This window comes from Streptomyces sp. NPDC046821 (assembly GCF_040645335.1).
GTDB lineage: Bacteria > Actinomycetota > Actinomycetes > Streptomycetales > Streptomycetaceae > Streptomyces.
Genome location: NZ_JBEYYB010000005.1, coordinates 190,465 through 210,624, shown reverse-complemented (window position 1 = coordinate 210,624; position 20,160 = coordinate 190,465). Strand labels below are relative to the sequence as shown.

Sequence of the window (20,160 nt, the reverse complement as noted above, 5' to 3'; positions counted from 1 at the left end):
GTCGGGGGCACGGCGACGGCGATGGGCGTGGGGGTGCTCGCGCGCAGCGACCTCGCGCACATGTGGTGGCAGGTGCCGGGCGTCGACAAGCCCCGCAAGCCGGGCGAGGTCGACTACAAGGGCGCGGAGTGGGTGGCCGCGGCGGCGGCGAACTGGCGGCGGGCGGACCGGCCCGACGACTACACGATCGACCGCGTGGTCATCCATGTGACGCAGGGCAGTTACAAGGGGACGCTGAAGGTCTTCAAGGACCCGTGGCACGGCGCGGCCGCGCACTACGTGGTGCGCAAGGACGGGCACATAGCGCAGATGATCCGCGAGCTGGACGTGGCGTTCCACGCGGGGAACAGGGACTTCAACCAGCGGAGCGTGGGCATCGAGCACGAGGGGTTCGTGGACCGCCCGGCCGACTTCACGGACGCCATGTACGCGTCCTCGGCGCGGCTCACGGCCCGGATATGCCGGCGTTACGGGATACCCGTGGACCGGCAGCACATCATCGGCCACGTCGAGGTCCCCGGCACGGACCACACCGACCCGGGCCCGCACTGGGACTGGGACCGGTACATGCGGTTGGTGAGACGGGCTCACGCGGAGCTGGGGTCGGCGAAGGCGTAGGGGCGCGGGGCGGGGTGCGGGGTTCAGGTGCGGGCAGCCCGCTTAAGGCCGGCCGGCTACGTCAGCCCCGCCGTCCGCGCTCGGTCCACCGCCGGGCCGATCGCCTTCGCCACCGCTTCGACGTCTTCCGGGGTCGAGGTGTGGCCGAGGGAGAAGCGCAGGGTGCCGCGGGCGAGGTCCGGGTCGGTGCCGGTGGCCAGCAGGACGTGGCTCGGCTGGGCCACGCCCGCCGTGCACGCGGAGCCGGTCGAGCACTCGATGCCCTGCGCGTCCAGGAGCAGGAGCAGCGAGTCGCCCTCGCAGCCGGGGAAGGTGAAGTGGGCGTTGGCGGGCAGCCGGCCGCCGGGGGCGGGGTCGCCGCCGAGGATCGCCTCGGGGACGGCGGCGCGCACGGCGTCGGCCAAGGTGTCGCGCAGGCCGCCGATCTCGCGGGCGAACCACTCCTGCCGTTCGGCGGCGAGCCGTCCGGCGGTGGCGAACGCGGCGACGGCCGGCACGTCGAGCGTGCCGGAGCGCTGCCGCTCCTGCCCGCCGCCGTGCAGCACGGGGACGGGGGTGAACTCACGGCCGAGGAGCAGCGCTCCGATGCCGTACGGGCCGCCGACCTTGTGGCCGGACACGGTCATCGCGGCGAGGCCGGAGGCGGCGAAGTCGACGGGAAGCTGGCCGTAGGCCTGGACGGCGTCGGCGTGCAGCGGGACGCCGAACTCGGCGGCCACGTCGGCGAGTTCACGGACGGGCTGGATGGTGCCGATCTCGTTGTTGGCCCACATGACGGTGGCGAGGGCCACGTCGGCGGGGTTGCGGGAGATCGCCTCGCGCAGGGCGTCCGGGTGCACGCGGCCGTACGGGTCGACGGGCAGGTACTCGACGGTGGCGCCCTCGTGCTCACCGAGCCAGTGCACGGCGTCGAGGACGGCGTGGTGCTCGACGGGGCTGGCGAGGACGCGGGTGCGGGCCGGGTCGGCGTCGCGGCGGGACCAGTACAGGCCCTTCACGGCGAGGTTGTCGGCCTCGGTTCCGCCGGAGGTGAAGACGACCTCGCTGGGGCGGGCGCCGAGAGACTCGGCGAGGGTCTCGCGGGACTCCTCGACGGTGCGTCGGGCGCGTCGGCCCGCCGCGTGCAGGGAGGACGCGTTGCCGGTGACGGCGAGCTGGGCGGTCATCACCTCGACGGCCTCCGGGAGCATCGGAGTGGTCGCGGCGTGGTCGAGGTAAGCCATGGTGGGCTCGATTCTACGAGCCCTGGCGCGGATGGTCCGCGCCGCATCGGGGTCCGCTTGCGCGGCGGGGGCGGGACGTCAGCCCGCGAGGCTCCAGGAAACGGTGTGGTCGGCGGCGACGAACGACGCGAGGACCACGAGGTCGGCCACGCCGAGTCCGAGGCCGAGGAGCGCGCGGCCACGGCGGCCGGTGCCGCGCCACAGGGCGATTCCGGCGAGCACGACGGCGATGGGGCCGAGGAAGAGGTTGAAGACGAGCAGTCCGACCAGCCCGAGGACGAACGAGGCGACGGCCATTCCGTCGGCGTCACGCGTGGCGGCGCCGGCCTGCGGGGCGGACTCGGGCTCGGCAGCGGCGCGGTCCTGCGGGGCGGGCGCGGACTTCGCGGCGGTGCCGATGGAGGCCACGTGGGCGTCGGCGGCTACAAACGCGTCGGCTTCGGTGTCCGTACTGATGTCTGCGGTGAGTTGCATGGTGCTGGTACCCCCTCAGCGATCAGGCATCGGGCCTGATCTGGATGGATGAATGAATGGATCAGAACTGGTGGCGCCGGCGGGCGGACCGCTCGCGCACGGCGAAGACGACCAGCCAGACGCCGATGACGGCGGCGGCGACGAGGGTGACGGGAAGCGGTGCGTGGGCCACGGAGCCCAGTGCGACGCCCAGCAGAAGGAGGGCGGCTACGAGGAACAGCATGAGTGCCTCTCATGATCGCGACGGCCATTGGGATTACAACCGTTCACTGAAATTCAGTGTAGCCCCCACCCTGGCTTTCGGAATACAGAGAACAAGTGTTAACTGCATGGCATGAGTCACACTCCCGGTGTCCGGCAGGCGCAGAAGCAGAAGACCCGACAGGCCCTTCTCGACGCCGCGTTGGAACTGCTCGGCGACCAGAGCCTGTCGAGCCTCGGACTGCGCGAGGTCACCCGGGCGGTCGGCATCACGCCGACGGCGTTCTACCGGCACTTCGACTCGACGGCCGACCTCGGGGTCGCCCTGGTCGAGGAGGCGCTGGGGAGCCTGCACGAGATGATCGCGACGGTGCTGACCACGACGGGGAGCAACGCGGAACGCTTCGAGCAGACAGTCGAGTTGATCGCCCGCCACGTCCGCACGTACCCGTCCCACGTGCGCTTCATCGCGCGCGAGCGGTACGGCGGGGTCCAGCGCGTGCGGGAGGCGATCGGCGGTCAACTCGCGCGGTTCGCCGAGGAGGTGACCGAGGGGCTGGCCGCGGACCCCGAGTCGGCGGGCTGGAGCCGGGACGACCTGGAGATGCTGGCGTGGCACCACGTCCAGCACATGCTGGCGACGGCGTGCGCCTTCCTGGAGACCCCGCCGGACCGCATGGACGCTGCCATAGACCTCGCCACCCGCCAGCTACGCCTCGTCCACCTCGGCAGAACGCACTGGCTGGACTGACCCCCACCGGCGAAGGGGGCCACCTAGCGTGGAGCCATGAACTCCGACCGGAACCGCGACGCCACCGACCGGAACCCACACGCCTCCGCCCGGAACCCCACACCCGACCGGAACCCCGGCCCCGCCGCCACCAACACCACCCCGACCGCCGCAGCCACCGCCCCAACCCCCGCCCCCACCGACTGGCCCCTCGACCGCACCTACGCCGGCCCCACCGGCGACGTCGCCTGGGCCGCGCTCGGACCGGAGGACGCGCCGCCCGTCGTCCTCGTCCACGGCACCCCGTTCTCCTCGTACGTCTGGCGCGGCCCGGCCCGCGCGCTCGCCGGCCGGTATCGCGTGTACGTGTGGGACCTGCCCGGATACGGCGCCTCGGCCAAGCACCCCGGGCAGGACGTCACGCTCGCCGCGCAGGCGAAGGTGCTGGCCGGGCTGCTCGACCACTGGGGCCTGGACCAACCCGCCGTCGTCGCCCACGACTTCGGCGGCTGTGTCGCCCTGCGCGCCCTGCTGCTGCACGGCGCGCGCTACGAACGGCTCGCACTCGTCGACCCGGTGGCGCTCGCACCGTGGGGCTCCCCCACGTATCGCCACCTCGGCGCCCACGCGGACGTGTTCGCGGCACTCCCGCCGGCCCTGCACGAGGCGCTCGTACGCGAGTACCTGAGGTCGGCGAGCCACCGCGGCCTGCACCCGGCGACGCTCGACCGGCTGGCCGCCCCCTGGTGCACACCGGATGGACAGCCCGCGTTCTACCGCCAGATCGAGCAGAACGACCAGCGCTTCACGGACGAGATCCAGGGCCGTTACGGCGAACTGGACCTGCCCGTCCTGATCTGCTGGGGCACGCGGGACACCTGGATCCCGGTCGACCGGGGGCACGAGCTGGCGAAGCTGATCCCGGGCGCGGAACTGCGCCTGATCGAGGGCGCGGGTCACCTCGCCCAGGAGGACGCCCCGGCCGAACTGACCGCCGCGCTAGGCGAGTTCCTCGGCACAGGCCGCCGCTGAAGCACAGACCGCTACTGACTCAGCGCAGCTTCGCCCTCGCGAGCTGACGGGACTGGGCCACGAGGCGGTCGGCGCTGTCCCAGACCTCGGCATCCTCCTCCAGGAAACCGCCCGCGAGGTTGCGGGTCGTGATGGAGACGCGGAGCGGGCCGGGCGCGGGGCGGCAGCGGACGTGGACGGTCAGTTCAACGGTCGGGACCCAGCCCTTCAGACCCATCTCGAACGCCGTCGGAGGCAGCGCGTCCACGGCGAGGAGCAGGGACAGCGGGTCGGCGTCACGCCCGTCGGCGAGGCCGAACCAGGCCCGCATCTCACCCTTGCCGGAGGGGGCACCGATCGCCCAGCCGACCGTCGACGGGTCGAGCCTGAGGTCGAGCCGCTGCGTGATGGCGGAGCTGCCCTCGACCGGCGAGGGCCCGTCCTGGGCGCCGAAGCACTGCTCGACCGGCGGGAACTGCGGGGGCTTCGCGCTGGTGCGGACGTCGTCCGGGAGCGAGCCGAGGTCGCCGTAGGAGGCGAGGACGCGGATCCGCTCGACCTCGGCGCCCTCGTCGTCGTACTGGAAGAGGGAGGCCGTGCCTGTGGAGAGGGTGCGGCCGGTGCGGACGACGTCGGTCCTGATCACGGCGGGGCCGGGGTGGGACGCGGTCAGGTAGTGCGCGGAGATGGTGAACGGGTCGCTGTGCGGCAGGGCGTCACCGAGGGCGCGGCCGAGCACGGCGAGCAGGTAGCCGCCGTTGACGGCGTTGATGATCGTCCAGCCGGCCGAGAGGTCGATGTCGTAGACGCCGGGCTCGCGCCGGGTGACCGCGGTGTCGCGGTCGAACTCGCTGTCGCCGATGGTCGCCTGCGCGGCGGACGATACCGATACCTGTGCCATGCGGGTACGGTACAACACGTAACTACTAAGCGGTAGCTTTGGAACGCGACGGCCGCACCACAGCCACCACACCCCTCACCCCTCACCCCTCACCGTCACGGCGTCTCCTCCGTAACCTCCGTCGCCGCCGACCTCCGGTGCCAGGCCCGTGGCGCACGCCAGTGGAACCGCATCGCCAGCAGCCGCAGCGCGAACGCCGTGATCACCGCGACGCCGCTGGTGAACGCGGACAGCGCGTGGAAGTGGATGCAGACCACGATGATCGTCGAGCCCACCATGGCCGGCACCGCGTACAGGTCGCGGTCCCAGCGGACCAGGGACGGGACCTCGTTGGCGATGATGTCGCGCAGCACACCGCCGCCCACGGCCGTCGCGAGGCCGAGCGCCGCGGAGGCCACGAGCCCGAGCCCGTAGTCGTACGCCTTGACCGTGCCGGTGACGCAGAACAGACCGAGGCCCGCCGCGTCGAAGATGTTCACCGCGACCTGCGTGCGCTCGACCTGCGGGTGCAGGAAGAAGACGAGGAGCGCCGCGACCATCGGGGTCAGGAAGTACCCGAGGTCGGTGAACGCCGCCGGCGGCACGGCGCCGATGATCACGTCACGGAACAGCCCTCCGCCCAGCGCGGTGACCTCGGCGAGTACGGCGATGCCGAAGACGTCGAAGTTCTTGCGGACCGCGAGGAGAGCGCCGGAGATCGCGAAGACGAAGATCCCGACGATGTCCAGACCGTGCTGGACAGAGGGGGTGAAGAGTTCCAGAAGCACCCGACATTCTTACGCATGGAAGTACAAGGTCGGATCTACAGGTCAGATCAACCGTCTGACCTGCGGATCTACGGAGCGGATCCACAGAAGCGGAACCGCAGGCGGGGCTACGGACGGCTACCGACGGGCTACAGGGCGGGCTTGCCCTTCGTGTACAGCCACGTCTGGAAGAGGCCGTCCAGGTCCTGCCCGGAGACCCGCTCCGCGAGGCGGATGAAGTCGGCGGTCCGTGCGTTGCCGTAGCGGTACGTGGCCGTCCAGGTACGCAGCAGCTTGAAGAAGTCCTTGTCGCCGATCTTCTCGCGCAGCACCTGGAGGGTCATCGCGCCGCGGTTGTAGACGGCGCTGTTGAACATGGTGTCGCGCTGCGGGTCCGCGACGACGCTCTGCCAGAACGGCGAATCGGCCGGGCGCGAGTCGTACGCGGCGAGGAAGGAGTCATGGGCACTGGCGCGCCCCTTGTGCTCGTTCCACAGCCAGGGCCCGTACGAGGCGAAGCCCTCGTTCAGCCAGATGTCCTTCCACTGCTTGACGGAGACCGAGTCGCCGAACCACTGGTGGGCCAGCTCGTGCACGATCGTGCCCTCGGAGCGCACGGCGGAGTAGCTCGGCTTGGTCTGCGTCTCCAGGGAGAAGCCGGCCTCCGGCATGTCGTCGACGACCGCGCCGGTCTCCTCGAAGGGGTACGGGCCGAACACCTTCGACCAGTAGTCGGTGACCTCGGCGGTGACGCCGTACACGTCGACGTTGTTGCTGTTCTTCAGGACGGGGTCGATGGCGACGTAGATCGGGATGCCGGAGGGGGTGGTGCCCGTCTTGACGTCGAACTTTCCGATGGAGGCGGTGACGAGGTAGGTCGCCATCGGGCGGGACTCGCGCCAGTGGTGGACGGTCCGGCCGCCGCCGACGTCGCGGGTGTCGACGAGCCGGCCATTGGAGACGCCCGTCAGGCCGGCGGGCGCCTTGATCCGGATGTCGTAGGTCGCCTTGTCGGACGGGTGGTCGCTGGAGGGGAACCAGGTGGAGGCGGCGTTGGGCTCGCAGGCGACGAAGACTCCGTCGGCGGTCTTCATCCAGCCGTAGTCGGAGCCGAAGACGATGGGGCCGTTGAGCGGTTCGGGGACGCCGCCGTAGGTGACCTTGACGGTGAACGTCTTGTGGTCGCGGATCGCGTCGCGCGGGGTGATGCGTATCTCGTCGCCGCTGCGCGTGAACTCCGCGTGTCTGCCGTTCACTTCGACGGAGTCGACCGTCAGCTTCTGGAGGTCCAGGTCGAAGGAGGACAGGTTCTGGGTGGCGCGGGCGGTGAGCGTGGTGACGCCGTCGAGGCGGTCGGTGCCGGGGTCGTACGCGATACCGAGGTCGTAGTGGGTGGCGTCGAAGCCGCCGTTGCCGAGCTGCGGGAAGTACGGGTCGCCGATGCCGTCCGAGCCGGGGGTGGGGGCCGGGGCTGCGGCGATCAGGCAGAAGGAGGCGGCCGCTGTCGCGACTGCCGCCAGACGTGCCGAACGGGAGAGTGCCATGAGTCGTCCCTTCACGCGTGTTCCGGTGTAACGGACACGCAGACTCTGCACTCTCCCGTCAGGGCGTGTACATGACCCTCTCGGTCAATTCACGCTATTTGCCGGACGACTCCTGTACGTCATCCGTCTCGTCCGCGTCGTCAGCATCGCCCGACGGCTCTACGTCGCTTTCGTCACGGGCATCACCGGCGCCACCGGCGTCACCGGCGCCAGCAGAAACCTCGGCGGCCTCCGCATCCCCGGCCGCCTCGGCAACCTCCGTGTCCGCCACAGCTCCTGACGCCTCATCAGCGGACGCGTCGTCGTCATCCGTCCGCGCCGGCGTCACCACCTCGATCGCCTCCTTGGCGGCCGCGAGCAGCGTGGTGTCGTCCGGGGCCTGGTCCGCCGCGTTCTCCGGGTGGTGGCACGCCACCTGGCGGCCCGGCGCGAGCTGGAGGAGCGGCGGCTCGGACGTCCGGCAGACCTCCGTCGCCTTCCAGCACCGCGTGTGGAAGCGGCAGCCGCTCGGCGGCGAGATCGGCGACGGCACATCGCCCTTGAGCAGAATGCGCTCGCTCTTGGCGCCCCGGCGCGTGGGGTCGGGGACGGGCACCGCCGACATCAGGGCCTTGGTGTACGGGTGCATCGGCGCCTGGTACAGCGAGGTGCGGTCGGCGAGTTCGACGATCTTGCCGAGGTACATCACCGCGATACGGTCCGAGACATGGCGGACGACGGAGAGGTCGTGCGCGATGATCACGTAGGTCAGGCCCAGCTCGGACTGCAGGTCGTCCATGAGGTTGACGACCTGTGCCTGGATGGAGACGTCGAGCGCGGAGACCGGCTCGTCGGCCACGACCAGCTTCGGCTTCAGGGCGAGCGCGCGGGCGATGCCGATGCGCTGGCGCTGGCCGCCGGAGAACTCGTGCGGGTAGCGGTTGTAGTGCTCGGGGCTGAGGCCCACCAGCTCCAGGAGGCGCTGGACCTCCTTCTTCACACCGCCATCGGGCTCCACGCCCTGGAGCCGGAACGGCGCCGAGACGATCGAGCCGATGGTGTGCCGGGGGTTCAGGGAGCCGTACGGGTCCTGGAAGATCATCTGGATGTCGCGGCGCATCGGGCGCATACCCCGCGTGCCGAGGCGGGTGATGTCCCGGCCGTCGAACTCGATCTTCCCGCCGGTCGGTTCGATCAGCTTGGTGATGACCCGGCCCATGGTCGACTTGCCGCAGCCGGACTCGCCGACGACGCCCAGGGTCTCGCCCTTGCGGACCTCGAAGTCGATGCCGTCGACGGCCTTCACCGCGGCGACCTGGCGCTGCAGGATGCCCTTCTTGATCGGGAAGTGCTTGACCAGGCCCTCGACCTTGAGCAGCACCTCGCGGTCCTCGGGGGACGTCGCCTGCGCGGGCACGGCGGCGGTCTCGGGGGCGGCCGCGGCGTCCCCGGCGTCCGCCTTCTTCGTCACGCTCACGGGCGTCTCGCTCACGGGCTCACTCACAGCTTCGGCGCAATCTCTTCGGTCCAGATCCGCGTACGGTCCTCCGGCGAGAGGTGGCAGGCGGAGAAGTGGTCGCTGCCGACCTCGTGCAGCTCGGGCCGCTGGGTGCGGGTGATGCCGCCCTTGGGCAGGTCCGCGTACGGGCAGCGCGGGTGGAAGGCGCAGCCCGAGGGGACGTTGATGAGGGACGGCGGCTGGCCCTTGACCGGGACGAGCCGGTCGGTCTGCTCACGGTCGATGCGCGGCATCGAGCCGAGCAGGCCCCAGGTGTACGGGTGCTGCGGCTCGGCGAAGATCTTCTCGACCGGCCCGCGCTCCACACAGCGTCCGCCGTACATGACGAGGACCTTGTCGGCGATCTCGGCGACGACACCCAGGTCGTGGGTGATGAGGACGACCGCGGACTCGAACTCCTTCTGCAGGTCGCGGATCAGGTCGAGGATCTGCGCCTGGACGGTGACGTCGAGTGCGGTGGTCGGCTCGTCGGCGATGAGCAGCTGCGGGTTGTTCGCGAGGGACATCGCGATCATCGCGCGCTGGCGCATACCGCCGGAGAACTCGTGCGGATAGCTGTCGACGCGCTTGGCCGGTTCGGGGATCCCCACGCGGTCGAGCAGTTCGACGGCCCGCTTGCGCGCGACCTTCTTGGACACGTCGTTGTGGACGCGGTACGCCTCCACGATCTGGTTGCCGACCGTGTAGTACGGGTGCATCGCGGAGAGCGGGTCCTGGAAGATCATCGCCATGTCGCGGCCGCGCAGGCGGCGGACGTCGTCCGGGGCGGCGGCGATGAGTTCCTTGCCGTCGAGCCAGATCTCGCCGGACATCTTGACGTTCTTGCCGCGCGCGCCGAGCCGGTGCAGGCCCATGATCGCCAGCGAGGTGACGGACTTGCCGGACCCCGACTCGCCCACGATGGACAGGGTTTCGCCGCGCTCCAGCTTGAAGCTGAGTCCGTCGACGGACTTGACCAGGCCGTCGTCGGTCGGGAAGTGCACCTTGAGGTCGCGCACGTCGAGGAAGGCGGTCGAGGAGTCCGGGGAACCCTCGGCGACCGGCTCGCCCACGGCGGCACCGGTTTTGGACAGTTCGGTCACGAGAGCCTCACGCGCGGGTCGGCGGCGGCGTAGAGAAGGTCCACCACGAGGTTGCACAGGACGACGAAGAACGCGGCGAGCAGGGTCACGCCGAGCACCTTCGGCAGGTCGTTGTCGGTGATGCCCTGCACCGCGTACTCACCGATGCCGTGCAGCGAGAAGACCTTCTCGGTGATCACGGCGCCGCCGAGCAGCAGGCCGAGGTCCATGCCGAAGACCGTGATGATCGGAGTGAGCGCGGCGCGCAGACCGTGCCGGCCGACGACGGTCCGCTCGCGCAGGCCCTTGGCGCGGGCCGTGCGGATGAAGTCCTCGTTCATCGTCTCCAGCATCCCGGAGCGGGTGAGCCGCGCGTAGATGGCGGAGTACAGGAGGGCGAGTGAACACCAGGCCGGGAAAAGGGTGTTGGCCCACTGCGCCGGGTTCTCGGTGAAGGGGACGTACGTTCGCCCGAAGATCGGTATCTGGTACGTGAAGACGAGCAGGGCCAGCTGGCCCGTGAAGAAGATGGGCATCGAGACACCGGCGAGGGCCACGCCCATGAAGGCGCGGTCGAAGAACGAGCCGGGCTTGAGTGCCGAGATCACACCCACCGTGACACCGGACAGCAGCCAGATGACGGCGGCACCCGCGGCCAGGGACAGGGTGATGGGCAGCCGGTCGGTCAGCTCGGGCCACACGGGCACGTGGTTCTTGAAGGAGTAGCCGAAGCACGGCGCGTCGCAGTGCGCCGTGGTGGGACCGAGGTCGTAGGTGGCGCCGGTGACGATCCCCTTGATGAAGTGCCAGTACTGGATGTAGACGGGCTGATCCAGACCGAGGTTGTGCTTGACCGCCGCGATGTCCGCGGCCGTGGGGCTCTTGCCGATGTACTGCTGCGCCAGCTGGTCAGGGGTCTGGCCGGCGAGCCGTGGCAGCAGGAAGAAGATGCCAAAGGTGACCGCGGTGACGACCAGCAGCAGGATCACTGCCGCGATCGTCCGGCGGAAGATGTACGAGATCACGGGGACCGGCGCTGGTGCCCGCAGACCGCTTGGCCTGCGGGCACCAATGCCTTCACCTGCCTTCCGGGGCTGCTGCTACTTCTTGGTGGTGCCGATGTTGAGGTAGTCGTACTGACCGCTGAAGGCCGACGTGGACACCAGGTTGGTGGCGTACGGCGAGCGGTACAGCAGGACCTTGAAGTAGGTCAGCGGGACGATGACCGCCTCGTCCATGGTCTTCTTGTCGATCTCCGCGTAGAGCTTGTTGCGGGTCGCCACGTCGGGCGAGGCGATGGCCTGGGCCAGCTTCGCGTCGACTTCCTTGTTGCTGAACTCCGACAGGTTGGTGTTGCCGGAGGCGCCGATCGCCTTGGTGTTCAGGATCTGCTGCAGGAAGCCGTAGCCGGAGGGCCAGTCGGCACCCCACTGCATCATCATGATGCCGACGTTGTTCTTCTGGTTGAACTTCGGGACGCCCGCGTAGTCGGTGAAGTACTTGCCCGACGGGTACTGCTTGAGCGAGGCGTTGATGCCGACCTTCTTGAGCGACTCGATGATCGCCGTGGCCCCGTCGACCTCTTCCTGACGGTCGCTGCGCGCGGTGATCGTGGTCGAGATCGTCTTCTCGCCGCAGGCCTTCAGGGCGTCCTTGGCCTTGGCCACGTCGCCCTTGTTGCCGGGGGTCGCGTACGTGTCGGCCTTCTGGTAGCCGGTGATGTCCGGCGGAAGGACGGTCGTCGCGATGTCACCGCGGATGTCGCCGCCCTCGGCGGTCTGCACGGAGACCTTGTCGATGGCGTACTCGACGGCCTTGCGGCAGTCGACGTTGGTGAACGGCTTCAGCTTGGAGTTGATCGCCGCGTAGACGAGACGGCCGCCGTAGGCGTTGTCGGTGCTGGCCTTCAGCTCCGGCTTGGTGACCAGCTGGGCCTGGGTCTGGGGCTCGACGCCCTTGCCCTGCATGTCGATCAGGGTGTCGCCGGCCTGCAGGTCCTTGTCGATGGTCGACTGGTTGACCTTCAGGTTGACGACGATCTTGTCCGGGTACTGCTTGCGCAGCGGGTCGGTCTTGGCGTCCCAGTTCGAGTTGCGCACGAGGACGGCCTGCTTGCCCTCGGTGTAGCTCTGGAACTTGTACGAGCCCGAGGACACGATCTTCTTGACGTAGTCGACGCCGGTGTCCTTGGCCGCCGGGACCGGGGCCGTCTGCGGCGTGGCGACCAGGTAGTCGAACTCCTGGAAGGGCACGCTGAGATGGAAGACGATGGTGGTGGCGTCGGGCGTCTCGATGGACTTGAGGCCCTCGGCGCTCTTGTCCTTGTACGGGCCCTTGTACTTGTCGCCGTCCTTGAGGAACTGCTGGAAGTAGTTCGGGCCGAGCGAGAGCACGTCACGCGCGAAGTTCGAGCGCTCGACGGCGTACTTGACGTCCTTGGACGTGATCGGCGAGCCGTCCTCGTACTTGAGGCCGGCGCGCAGCTTGTACGTCCAGGTCTTGCCGCCGTCGGTCTGCACGCCGGGGGCGGAGGCCAGGTCGGGGACGAGCGTGTTGCCCTTCTCGCCGGCGTCCGGCTTGAAGGTCATCAGCGGGCGCGCGTAGAGCCGGCTGAAGTTGTACATGTACGCGTAGTACGTGTTGCCCGGGTCGAACGAGTCGGGGACGTCCGACATCGCGTAGGTGACCGTGCCGCCCTTCTGGGTGGACGCGTTGACGACGTGCTTCGTCGCGGCGTCCGCGCCGGCCGGCTTCGCTTTGCCGTCGCCGCTGCCGTCGTCGGCCTTGCTGCAGCCGGCGAGCAGCAGGCTCACGCTGCCGATGGCCGCTACAGCGGCAAGTGATGACCTTCGCATGATGGTCGGGTTCCCCTCCATTGTCGGAAACTTGTGGAGCTCTGTGTGCGGCCTGGTTCAGCGACTGCGCGGGTCGAGAGCGTCGCGGAGACCGTCACCGAGCAGGTTGAACGCGAGCACGGTGACGAAGATGGCGAGGCCGGGGACGATCATGTACTGCGGATCGACCTGGAAGTAGTCCTTGGCCTGGGCGAGCATTCCGCCCCAGGAGGCCTGCGGCGGCTGGATGCCGACCCCGAGGAAGCTCAGCGAAGCCTCGAAGATGATGTTGGTCGGGATGAGCAGCGTCGAATAGACGATGATCGGGCCGACCAGGTTGGGCAGCAGTTCGCGGAAGAGGATGTACGGCCCGCGGGCGCCCATGCCGCGGGAGGCGTCCACGAACTCGCGCTCGCGCAGGGCGAGGGTCTGTCCGCGCACGATCCGGCCCAGGTAGGGCCAGTTGAAGAATCCGATGACGAAGATCAGCACGCTGATGTGCAGCGGAAGTCCGTCGAGGCCGAACGCGCCGCCCTGCAGGGTCGCGGAGATCGCGATGGCGAACAGCAGCAGCGGGAAGGCGAGGAACGTGTCCATGAGGCGGCTGATGACCGAGTCGACGCGGCCGCCGTAGTAGCCGGCGACGACGCCGAGGATCGCGCCGATGACGTTCGACAGGACGGTCGCGCCGAAGGCCACGACCAGGGAGACCCAGGAGCCTTCGAGGATGCGGGCGAGGATGTCGCGGCCGAACTTCGGTTCCACGCCCAGGGGGTGATCGGCACTCATGCCGCCCCATCCGCCCTTGGGCAGTGTGGTGTTGGCGTCGATGAGGCCCTGGTGGAGGTCGTTCGGGTCGAGGCCGAGGAGCGACTGGATCGGGCGCGACAGGGCGGCTATGAGAATCAGGAGGATGACGACGACGCCGCCGGCGACGGCGACCTTGTCCCTCTTGAATCGGTTCCAGGCGATCCGCCCGAGGGAACGCCCCTCGATCTGCTGCCCCTTGGCGCCGGCGAGCACAGCCTCGGGCTGCACTTCTGCCTGGGCCCCGGTGGTGTCGATCGGTGCGGTCACGGTGTGGTTGACCCCTCTCGGCCGACGGTGGCCGGCCCACGCCCGCCGCGGTAGCGGCTTGATCCTGTTTCACGGGCTGGACAGTCCCCGGACAGGGCCCCGGAGTTGACCGTTCAGCTCGCACACAGAGCCGAAACCCCGTGTCTGCAGGGAGTCTTCAATGCGCGTTGACCAGCCGCCAGACCTCATCGGGAAAGGTTGCGCAACCGTGATGAGGCGCCGGGTGGGCGCTATCCGGACACAAAATCCGGCTGAGCGGACATTTCAGTGCCGCGAGTGATACGCCGACGGGGCGCGGGTGACAGGCCGGCGGCGCACTGGTGGCGCGTCAACCACCGCTCAAACAGGGCGGGTTCAGTACGTCCCGTGCGGCGGCGGGTAGCCGTAGCCCGCGGCCGGGGAAGGGGCGGCGGGGGCCGCGTGGGCCTCGCGGTCGTAGAACGGACGGGCGTTGGCGCGCAGCCACATGGCGACCGGGTCGTGCTCGTCGGACATCGCGACGGTGGAGACGGGCAGTCCGTCGGGTACGGCGACGACCGACTGCTGCATCATGGCGCGCACCGCGTCCACGGACGGCGGCGTGGTGTCGTACACGTCGAGGCCGATCGCCAAATACGGTGCGCCGAGCGTCGGCTGGACCCAGGCGCGGCGCAGCGAGCGGATCGCGGTGGTGCGGTGGGCGTTCTGCGCGAGCAGGGCGTAGAACTGCGGGATCTCGATGGCGGGGTCGCTCAGGCGCAGCGGTCCGGCGGGCTGGCGGTCGAGGCCGCCCGCGATGCGGCGCAGGTCGAGCCAGGGGACGCCGACTCCGCCGCCGGGCGCGTGCGGGTTGAGCCAGAGGCCGTAGTGGTCGGGGTAGAGGGTGCGGGCCGCGTCGACGCCGCCGACCACCTCGTAGGCCCGGCTCCAGCCGGACGCCGACAGCTCCTGCGCCGAGGTGACGCAGGGGGCGTACGAGAAGCCGTCGACCTCCATCTGCCCGTACTGGGCGTCGGGGGAGCCGGCCTGGCCGTGCCACAGGAGCATCCACACCTGGCCGGTGCCGGGGTCGGCGAGTGCCTGGAGGAGCGCCTCGTAGGCGTCGTAACGCCCGGGCGTCACCTGGCGCAGCATGTGCTCGACCGTCCCGGCCGCAGCCGTGCCCGACGCACTCACCCGTAATCGCCCCTTCGTGACGTAACCGACGTTTCGACCCGCTCCCCGCGGCGGGACCGCCCGTCAGGTCATGAAACCAGCTTAAGCGGCGATCCTGACACCGACTTGACGTACGCGCGGTCGGTGCTTTTTCCCACGGTTTCCCCTTCTTTCCTCCCCGGGGGTCCGGGTCAGCCCTGGGTGTAGAACGGCCGGAGCGTGGCGCGCATCCAGTCGCCGACCGGGTCCTCGGTGATGTCGAGCAGGACGAGGTTCACCGGCCAGGGCGCCGGGGAGCGGTGCAGGGCGCGGCCGAGGGCGTCCATGGGGAGGTTGCGCTCGGGCCCCTCCCAGTGCGAGAGCTCGACGCCGACGAAGAGGACGGGGTCGTCGCCCTCGACACTGGCGAGGCAGCGGCGGGCGGTGCGCACGATGCCGGTCGCGTCGAACTCCTCGCGGACGGCGGCCAGGAAGTCCATGGGGTCCTGCTGCCAGTCGGGCTCGTAGAGGGTGACCCGGCCGCCCGTGGTGGGTCCGTCGAGCGGGGTGCGGCCGGAGCGGCACAGTTCGGCGACGGCGGGCGGGGGCAGCGGGATGCCGACGGCGCCGTCGGGGTTCACGATGATGCCGACCTGCGGGGGCAGCCCGCGCGCGAACTCGACGGCCAGCGCGACCGTGCAGCCCATCCGGTCGCCGATGACCGCGAAGAACTGCTGCTCCGAGCTGAAGACGGGTACGTAGGCCTGGCCCTCGATCTCCAGGGTCGGCAGGTCGAGGTTCACGCTGCCGGGTCCGCCGCCCTGGGGCAGCGGCACCCACACCTGGCTGCGGCCGAGGACCTCCAGGATCCGGCCGCCCGCCGAGTCGGCTCCGACGGAGGCGGCGAGCACCTCCTCCAGCTCGTTGGCCGGCCACGCGCCGGACGGATGTGCGTGAGCCTGCGCCGGAATGTCCATGTGCCTACCACCCGCTCGGGAACCGCTCTGTCTGCGGCCGAACACTAACGCGTAGGCCGGTACGGCTCATCAGCTCCCCTCGAACCCGATCCCCGTCAGCACGTCCGTCGCGTCCCGATCGAGCAGGACGGCGGAGGCGCAGCCGCGCGGCAGGTCGCCGCGCTCGGCGGAGCTCACGAGGGCGGCGACCGCGCGGCGGTGCCGGGCGAAGGCGTACCGCGAGACGCCCCGGCCGCGGTCGCGCTGCCCGGCGAGGGCCGTGCCCGCGTCGACGTCGAGCAGCATCAGGTGCAGCCGGACGCCGCGCCGGCCGGCCTCCCTGGCCAGCCAGCTCCGCACCCAGCGCTGCGTCCCGCAGTCGTGCAGGACGACGCTGCCGCCCGAGCGCAGCGCCCGCCGCAGCCCGGCGAAGTGCGCGAGCCGCACGAGCGGGCGGTACAGCGCGTACGGGAGCAGCCGCGGCACCCGGGCCGCCCAGCGGTCACGCGTGTCCTGCGAGTCGATGCGCACGGCTCCCCCGGCCTCGACCACGCGGCTCATCAGGGTGGACTTGCCGCTGCCCGGCAGGCCCGAGACGACGACGAGGTCGCCCGGCGCGAAGCCGAGGCGGCGCGGGGTGCGGCCCCCTCTGCCGCGCAGATCCCTGACGACGGGCCCGCGCCCTGCCGCCGCCCCCTGACCCGGCACCGCGCGCTCCGCGGCCCCCACCGCCGCACACGCGCCCGCGACTGCCTTCTGCACCGTGATCGCCCCTCCCGGCTCCGGTCCCGCCACGACTGCACCGTCGACTGCCCCTTTTGCTGCCCCGCCAAGTGTAAAGAGACGGTAATGACGGACAAGTGGTTCCGCCGGACGGCGGGCATGCGATGATGTGGCCGCCAAGAGCACTGACAACTGCATACAGGCCGCTTGAATCCGCGCGGGAGAGCTCCCCGGACGCCTACGCGTCCCCGGGGGCGCCGAAGGAGCAAGTTCCTCCCTTGAATCTCTCAGGCCCCGAACCGCGCGGGCGAGGCATATCTGAAAAGCGGGCGGCCCCGGGCCGCTCCACCCAAGGTGCAAGTCGCGACGCCGCTTCTGTGTGGCGCCGGCGAACCTCTCAGGTTCCGATGACAGATGGGGAGGGCCACCATCGACGTCGTCCGTCATGCCCTGGGATCCTGGAGCACCACTCATGAGCAACGCCCCCCGTAAGACCGCCCTCGACGCGCTGCACCGTTCGCTGGGCGCCACGATGACCGACTTCGCGGGCTGGGACATGCCGCTGCGGTACGGCAGCGAGCGCGACGAGCACAACGCCGTACGCACCAAGGCGGGCCTCTTCGACCTCTCGCACATGGGTGAGATCACCGTCACCGGGCCGCAGGCCGTCGAGCTCCTGGACTTCGCCCTCGTCGGCAACATGTCCACGATCGGTCTCGGCCGCGCCCGCTACACCATGATCTGCCAGGAGGACGGCGGGATCGTCGACGACCTGATCGTCTACCGCCTGGGCGAGACCGAATACATGGTCGTCGCCAACGCGGGCAACGCGCAGATCGTGCTCGACGCGATCACCGAGCGTGCCGCCGGCTTCGACGCCGAGGTCCGTGACGACCGCGACGCCTACGCCCTGATCGCCGTCCAGGGCCCCGAGTCCCCCGGCATCCTGAAGTCCCTCACGGACGCCGACCTGGACGGCCTCAAGTACTACGCGGGCCTGCCCGGCACCGTCGCCGGCGTCCCCGCGCTCATCGCCCGCACCGGCTACACCGGCGAGGACGGCTTCGAGCTGTTCGTCGCCCCGGAGCACGCCGAGAAGCTGTGGCAGGCGCTGACCGACGCGGGCGCGCCGGTGGGCCTGGTCCCCGCCGGCCTCTCCTGCCGCGACACGCTGCGCCTGGAGGCGGGTATGCCGCTGTACGGGCACGAGCTGACGACCGCGCTGACCCCCTTCGACGCCGGTCTCGGCCGCGTCGTGAAGTTCGAGAAGCCCGGGAACTTCGTCGGGCGCGAGGCGCTCCAGGCCGCGGCCGAGCGCGCCGAGACCGCTCCCCCGCGCAAGCTCGTCGGCCTGATCGCCGAGGGCCGCCGGGTGCCGCGCGCCGGGTTCTCCGTGGTCGCCGAGGGCAAGGTCATCGGCGAGGTCACCTCGGGTGCCCCCTCCCCCACCCTGGGCAAGCCGATCGCGATCGCCTACGTGGACGCGGCGCACGCCGCCCCCGGCACCGAGGGCGTCGGCGTCGACATCCGCGGTTCGCACGAGCCGTACGAGGTCGTCGCGCTGCCGTTCTACAAGCGCCAGAAGTAGTTCCGCCCGACGTCACGGGGGCGCCGGAAGTTACCCAGCGCACACCCCTCTCGTTCCGCAGCACCCACCCGCGTACAGGAGAATTCAGATCATGAGCAACCCCCAGCAGCTGCGTTACAGCAAGGAGCACGAGTGGCTGTCGGGCGCCGTGGACGGCGTCTCGACGGTCGGCATCACCGAGTACGCGGCCAACGCGCTCGGCGATGTGGTCTACGCCCAGCTCCCCGAGGTCGGTGACACGGTGACCGCGGGCGAGACCTGCGGCGAGCTCGAGTCGACCAAGTCCGTCAGTGACCTGTACTCCCCTGTCTCCGGCGAGGTCGTCGAGGCCAACCAGGACGTCGTGGACGACCCGTCCCTGGTGAACTCGGCCCCCTTCGAGGGCGGCTGGCTGTTCAAGGTCCGCGCCTCTGAGGAGCCGAAGGACCTGCTCTCCGCGGACGAGTACGCCGCTTTCTCCGGCTCCGACAACTAGGGACCTCTCGATCATGTCGCTCCTGAACACCCCGCTGCACGAGCTGGACCCGGACGTCGCCGCGGCCCTCGACGCCGAGCTGCACCGCCAGCAGTCCACCCTGGAAATGATCGCGTCGGAGAACTTCGCCCCGGTCGCCGTCATGGAGGCCCAGGGCTCCGTCCTCACGAACAAGTACGCCGAGGGCTACCCCGGCCGCCGCTACTACGGCGGCTGCGAGCACGTCGACGTCGCCGAGCAGATCGCGATCGACCGGATCAAGGAACTGTTCGGCGCCGAGTACGCCAACGTCCAGCCCCACTCCGGCGCCTCCGCCAACCAGGCCGCCCTCTTCGCCATCGCCCAGCCCGGCGACACCATCCTGGGCCTGGACCTCGCCCACGGCGGCCACCTCACCCACGGGATGCGCCTGAACTTCTCCGGCAAGCAGTTCAACGTGGTCGCCTACCACGTCGACGACGCCGGACTGGTCGACATGGCCGAGGTCGAGCGCCTCGCCAAGGAACACCAGCCCAAGGTCATCATCGCCGGCTGGTCCGCCTACCCCCGCCACCTCGACTTCGCCGCCTTCCGCCGCATCGCGGACGAGGTCGGCGCCCTCCTGTGGGTCGACATGGCCCACTTCGCCGGCCTGGTCGCCGCCGGACTGCACCCCAACCCGGTGCCGTTCGCGGACGTGGTCACCTCCACCACCCACAAGACCCTCGGCGGACCCCGCGGCGGCATCATCCTGGCCCGCTCCAAGGACTTCGCGAAGAAGCTGAACTCCGCGGTCTTCCCCGGCTTCCAGGGCGGCCCCCTCGAACACGTCATCGCCGCCAAGGCCGTCTCCTTCAAGGTCGCCGCCTCCGACGAGTTCAAGGAGCGCCAGCAGCGCACCCTGGACGGCGCCCGCATCCTCGCCGAACGCCTCGTCCAGGACGACGCCAAGGCCGCCGGCGTGGACGTCCTGTCGGGTGGCACGGACGTGCACCTGGTCCTGGTCGACCTGCGCAACAGCGAGCTGGACGGCCAGCAGGCCGAGGACCGCCTCCACGAGGTCGGCATCACCGTCAACCGCAACGCCATCCCGAACGACCCCCGCCCCCCGATGGTCACCTCCGGCCTGCGCATCGGCACCCCCGCCCTCGCCACCCGAGGCTTCCAGACGGACGACTTCACCGAGGTCGCCGACATCATCGCCGAGGCCCTCAAGCCGCAGTACGACGCCGCCGCCCTCAAGGCCCGCGTCACCGCACTGGCCGACAAGCACCCCCTCTACCCCGGACTGAAGTAGTTTCGTTCTCTTTTGTTCGTACGAGGTTTTCGGGGCATCGCGCACACTGGACAAGTGAGAGCGGTGCCCCGCCCCCGTGTTACGCCCCCGGTGGACAACGGCGTCCGCCGA

Annotated in this window: 20 protein-coding genes and 1 riboswitch; of the genes, 6 read left to right on the top strand and 14 right to left on the bottom strand. The window is 70.1% G+C overall.

The window, feature by feature from the left end:
- The first annotated feature begins 21 nt into the window (after window positions 1-21).
- Window positions 22-618: a peptidoglycan recognition family protein gene (locus ABZ893_RS11880; RefSeq protein ID WP_361401329.1), complete on the top strand. Its 597-nt coding sequence runs from the start codon at window positions 22-24 to the stop codon at window positions 616-618.
- A 56-nt stretch (window positions 619-674) separates the two neighbouring features.
- On the opposite strand, the gene ABZ893_RS11875 is transcribed toward ABZ893_RS11880, so the two are convergent.
- The 3 genes from ABZ893_RS11875 to ABZ893_RS11865 form a co-directional block, all read right to left on the bottom strand.
- Window positions 675-1,841, bottom strand: coding sequence for a cysteine desulfurase family protein (locus ABZ893_RS11875; RefSeq protein WP_361400734.1), 1,167 nt, complete (start codon window positions 1,839-1,841; stop codon window positions 675-677).
- A 78-nt stretch (window positions 1,842-1,919) separates the two neighbouring features.
- A complete protein-coding gene (locus ABZ893_RS11870; RefSeq protein WP_361401326.1) occupies window positions 1,920-2,138 on the bottom strand; it encodes a DUF4190 domain-containing protein in 219 nt (72 codons plus the stop codon).
- 238 nt (window positions 2,139-2,376) lie between these two features.
- A complete protein-coding gene (locus ABZ893_RS11865) occupies window positions 2,377-2,538 on the bottom strand; it encodes a hypothetical protein (RefSeq protein ID WP_361400731.1) in 162 nt (53 codons plus the stop codon).
- Window positions 2,539-2,649: 111 nt separating this feature from the next.
- On the opposite strand from ABZ893_RS11865, the gene ABZ893_RS11860 reads away from it, so the two are divergent.
- Both ABZ893_RS11860 and ABZ893_RS11855 read left to right on the top strand, forming a co-directional pair.
- Window positions 2,650-3,267 (top strand): TetR family transcriptional regulator, encoded by a 618-nt coding sequence (locus ABZ893_RS11860; protein ID WP_361400728.1) that lies wholly within the window; start codon window positions 2,650-2,652, stop codon window positions 3,265-3,267.
- A 36-nt stretch (window positions 3,268-3,303) separates the two neighbouring features.
- Complete coding sequence (locus ABZ893_RS11855) at window positions 3,304-4,278, top strand: alpha/beta fold hydrolase (RefSeq protein WP_361400725.1); 975 nt, start codon at window positions 3,304-3,306, stop codon at window positions 4,276-4,278.
- A gap of 19 nt (window positions 4,279-4,297) precedes the next feature.
- Here ABZ893_RS11855 and ABZ893_RS11850 read toward each other — a convergent pair whose 3' ends face one another.
- The 11 genes from ABZ893_RS11850 to ABZ893_RS11800 all read right to left on the bottom strand — a co-directional run bounded on the left by ABZ893_RS11850 (window position 4,298) and on the right by ABZ893_RS11800 (window position 16,716).
- The gene (locus ABZ893_RS11850; protein WP_361400722.1) at window positions 4,298-5,158 is read right to left on the bottom strand and encodes a thioesterase family protein; all 861 of its coding nucleotides are present in this window, start codon (window positions 5,156-5,158) and stop codon (window positions 4,298-4,300) included.
- Window positions 5,159-5,253: 95 nt separating this feature from the next.
- Window positions 5,254-5,925, bottom strand: a complete 672-nt coding sequence (locus tag ABZ893_RS11845) for a trimeric intracellular cation channel family protein (RefSeq protein ID WP_361400719.1) — start codon at window positions 5,923-5,925, stop codon at window positions 5,254-5,256.
- A gap of 128 nt (window positions 5,926-6,053) precedes the next feature.
- Complete coding sequence (locus ABZ893_RS11840) at window positions 6,054-7,448, bottom strand: M1 family metallopeptidase (protein WP_361400716.1); 1,395 nt, start codon at window positions 7,446-7,448, stop codon at window positions 6,054-6,056.
- A gap of 94 nt (window positions 7,449-7,542) precedes the next feature.
- The gene (locus tag ABZ893_RS11835) at window positions 7,543-8,844 is read right to left on the bottom strand and encodes a dipeptide ABC transporter ATP-binding protein (protein WP_361401324.1); all 1,302 of its coding nucleotides are present in this window, start codon (window positions 8,842-8,844) and stop codon (window positions 7,543-7,545) included.
- An 83-nt stretch (window positions 8,845-8,927) separates the two neighbouring features.
- On the bottom strand, window positions 8,928-10,028 hold the full coding sequence (locus tag ABZ893_RS11830; RefSeq protein ID WP_361400713.1) for an ABC transporter ATP-binding protein: 1,101 nt from the start codon (window positions 10,026-10,028) through the stop codon (window positions 8,928-8,930).
- Entirely contained in the window at window positions 10,025-11,032 is a 1,008-nt protein-coding gene (locus ABZ893_RS11825; protein WP_361400710.1) for an ABC transporter permease, read from the bottom strand. Before ABZ893_RS11825 ends, ABZ893_RS11830 begins: the two co-directional genes overlap by 4 nt.
- A 75-nt stretch (window positions 11,033-11,107) precedes the next feature.
- On the bottom strand, window positions 11,108-12,862 hold the full coding sequence (locus ABZ893_RS11820) for an ABC transporter substrate-binding protein (protein WP_361400706.1): 1,755 nt from the start codon (window positions 12,860-12,862) through the stop codon (window positions 11,108-11,110).
- 57 nt (window positions 12,863-12,919) lie between these two features.
- Entirely contained in the window at window positions 12,920-13,918 is a 999-nt protein-coding gene (locus tag ABZ893_RS11815) for an ABC transporter permease (protein ID WP_361400704.1), read from the bottom strand.
- 354 nt (window positions 13,919-14,272) lie between these two features.
- Window positions 14,273-15,073, bottom strand: coding sequence for an enhanced serine sensitivity protein SseB C-terminal domain-containing protein (locus tag ABZ893_RS11810; RefSeq protein WP_361400701.1), 801 nt, complete (start codon window positions 15,071-15,073; stop codon window positions 14,273-14,275).
- A gap of 170 nt (window positions 15,074-15,243) precedes the next feature.
- On the bottom strand, window positions 15,244-16,008 hold the full coding sequence (locus ABZ893_RS11805) for an enhanced serine sensitivity protein SseB (RefSeq protein WP_361400698.1): 765 nt from the start codon (window positions 16,006-16,008) through the stop codon (window positions 15,244-15,246).
- Between the two features lie 69 nt (window positions 16,009-16,077).
- Complete coding sequence (locus ABZ893_RS11800) at window positions 16,078-16,716, bottom strand: AAA family ATPase (protein WP_361401321.1); 639 nt, start codon at window positions 16,714-16,716, stop codon at window positions 16,078-16,080.
- Window positions 16,717-16,918: 202 nt separating this feature from the next.
- Window positions 16,919-17,022, top strand: a riboswitch (glycine riboswitch).
- Between the two features lie 160 nt (window positions 17,023-17,182).
- Between ABZ893_RS11800 and gcvT the strand changes: the two genes are divergently transcribed.
- From gcvT to glyA, 3 genes are all read left to right on the top strand, one after another.
- Window positions 17,183-18,298, top strand: a complete 1,116-nt coding sequence (gene gcvT, locus ABZ893_RS11795) for a glycine cleavage system aminomethyltransferase GcvT (RefSeq protein WP_361400694.1) — start codon at window positions 17,183-17,185, stop codon at window positions 18,296-18,298.
- A gap of 91 nt (window positions 18,299-18,389) precedes the next feature.
- Window positions 18,390-18,773, top strand: coding sequence for a glycine cleavage system protein GcvH (gcvH, locus tag ABZ893_RS11790; RefSeq protein WP_361400691.1), 384 nt, complete (start codon window positions 18,390-18,392; stop codon window positions 18,771-18,773).
- A gap of 13 nt (window positions 18,774-18,786) precedes the next feature.
- Window positions 18,787-20,049, top strand: coding sequence for a serine hydroxymethyltransferase (glyA, locus tag ABZ893_RS11785; RefSeq protein WP_361400688.1), 1,263 nt, complete (start codon window positions 18,787-18,789; stop codon window positions 20,047-20,049).
- The last annotated feature ends 111 nt before the right edge of the window (window positions 20,050-20,160 follow it).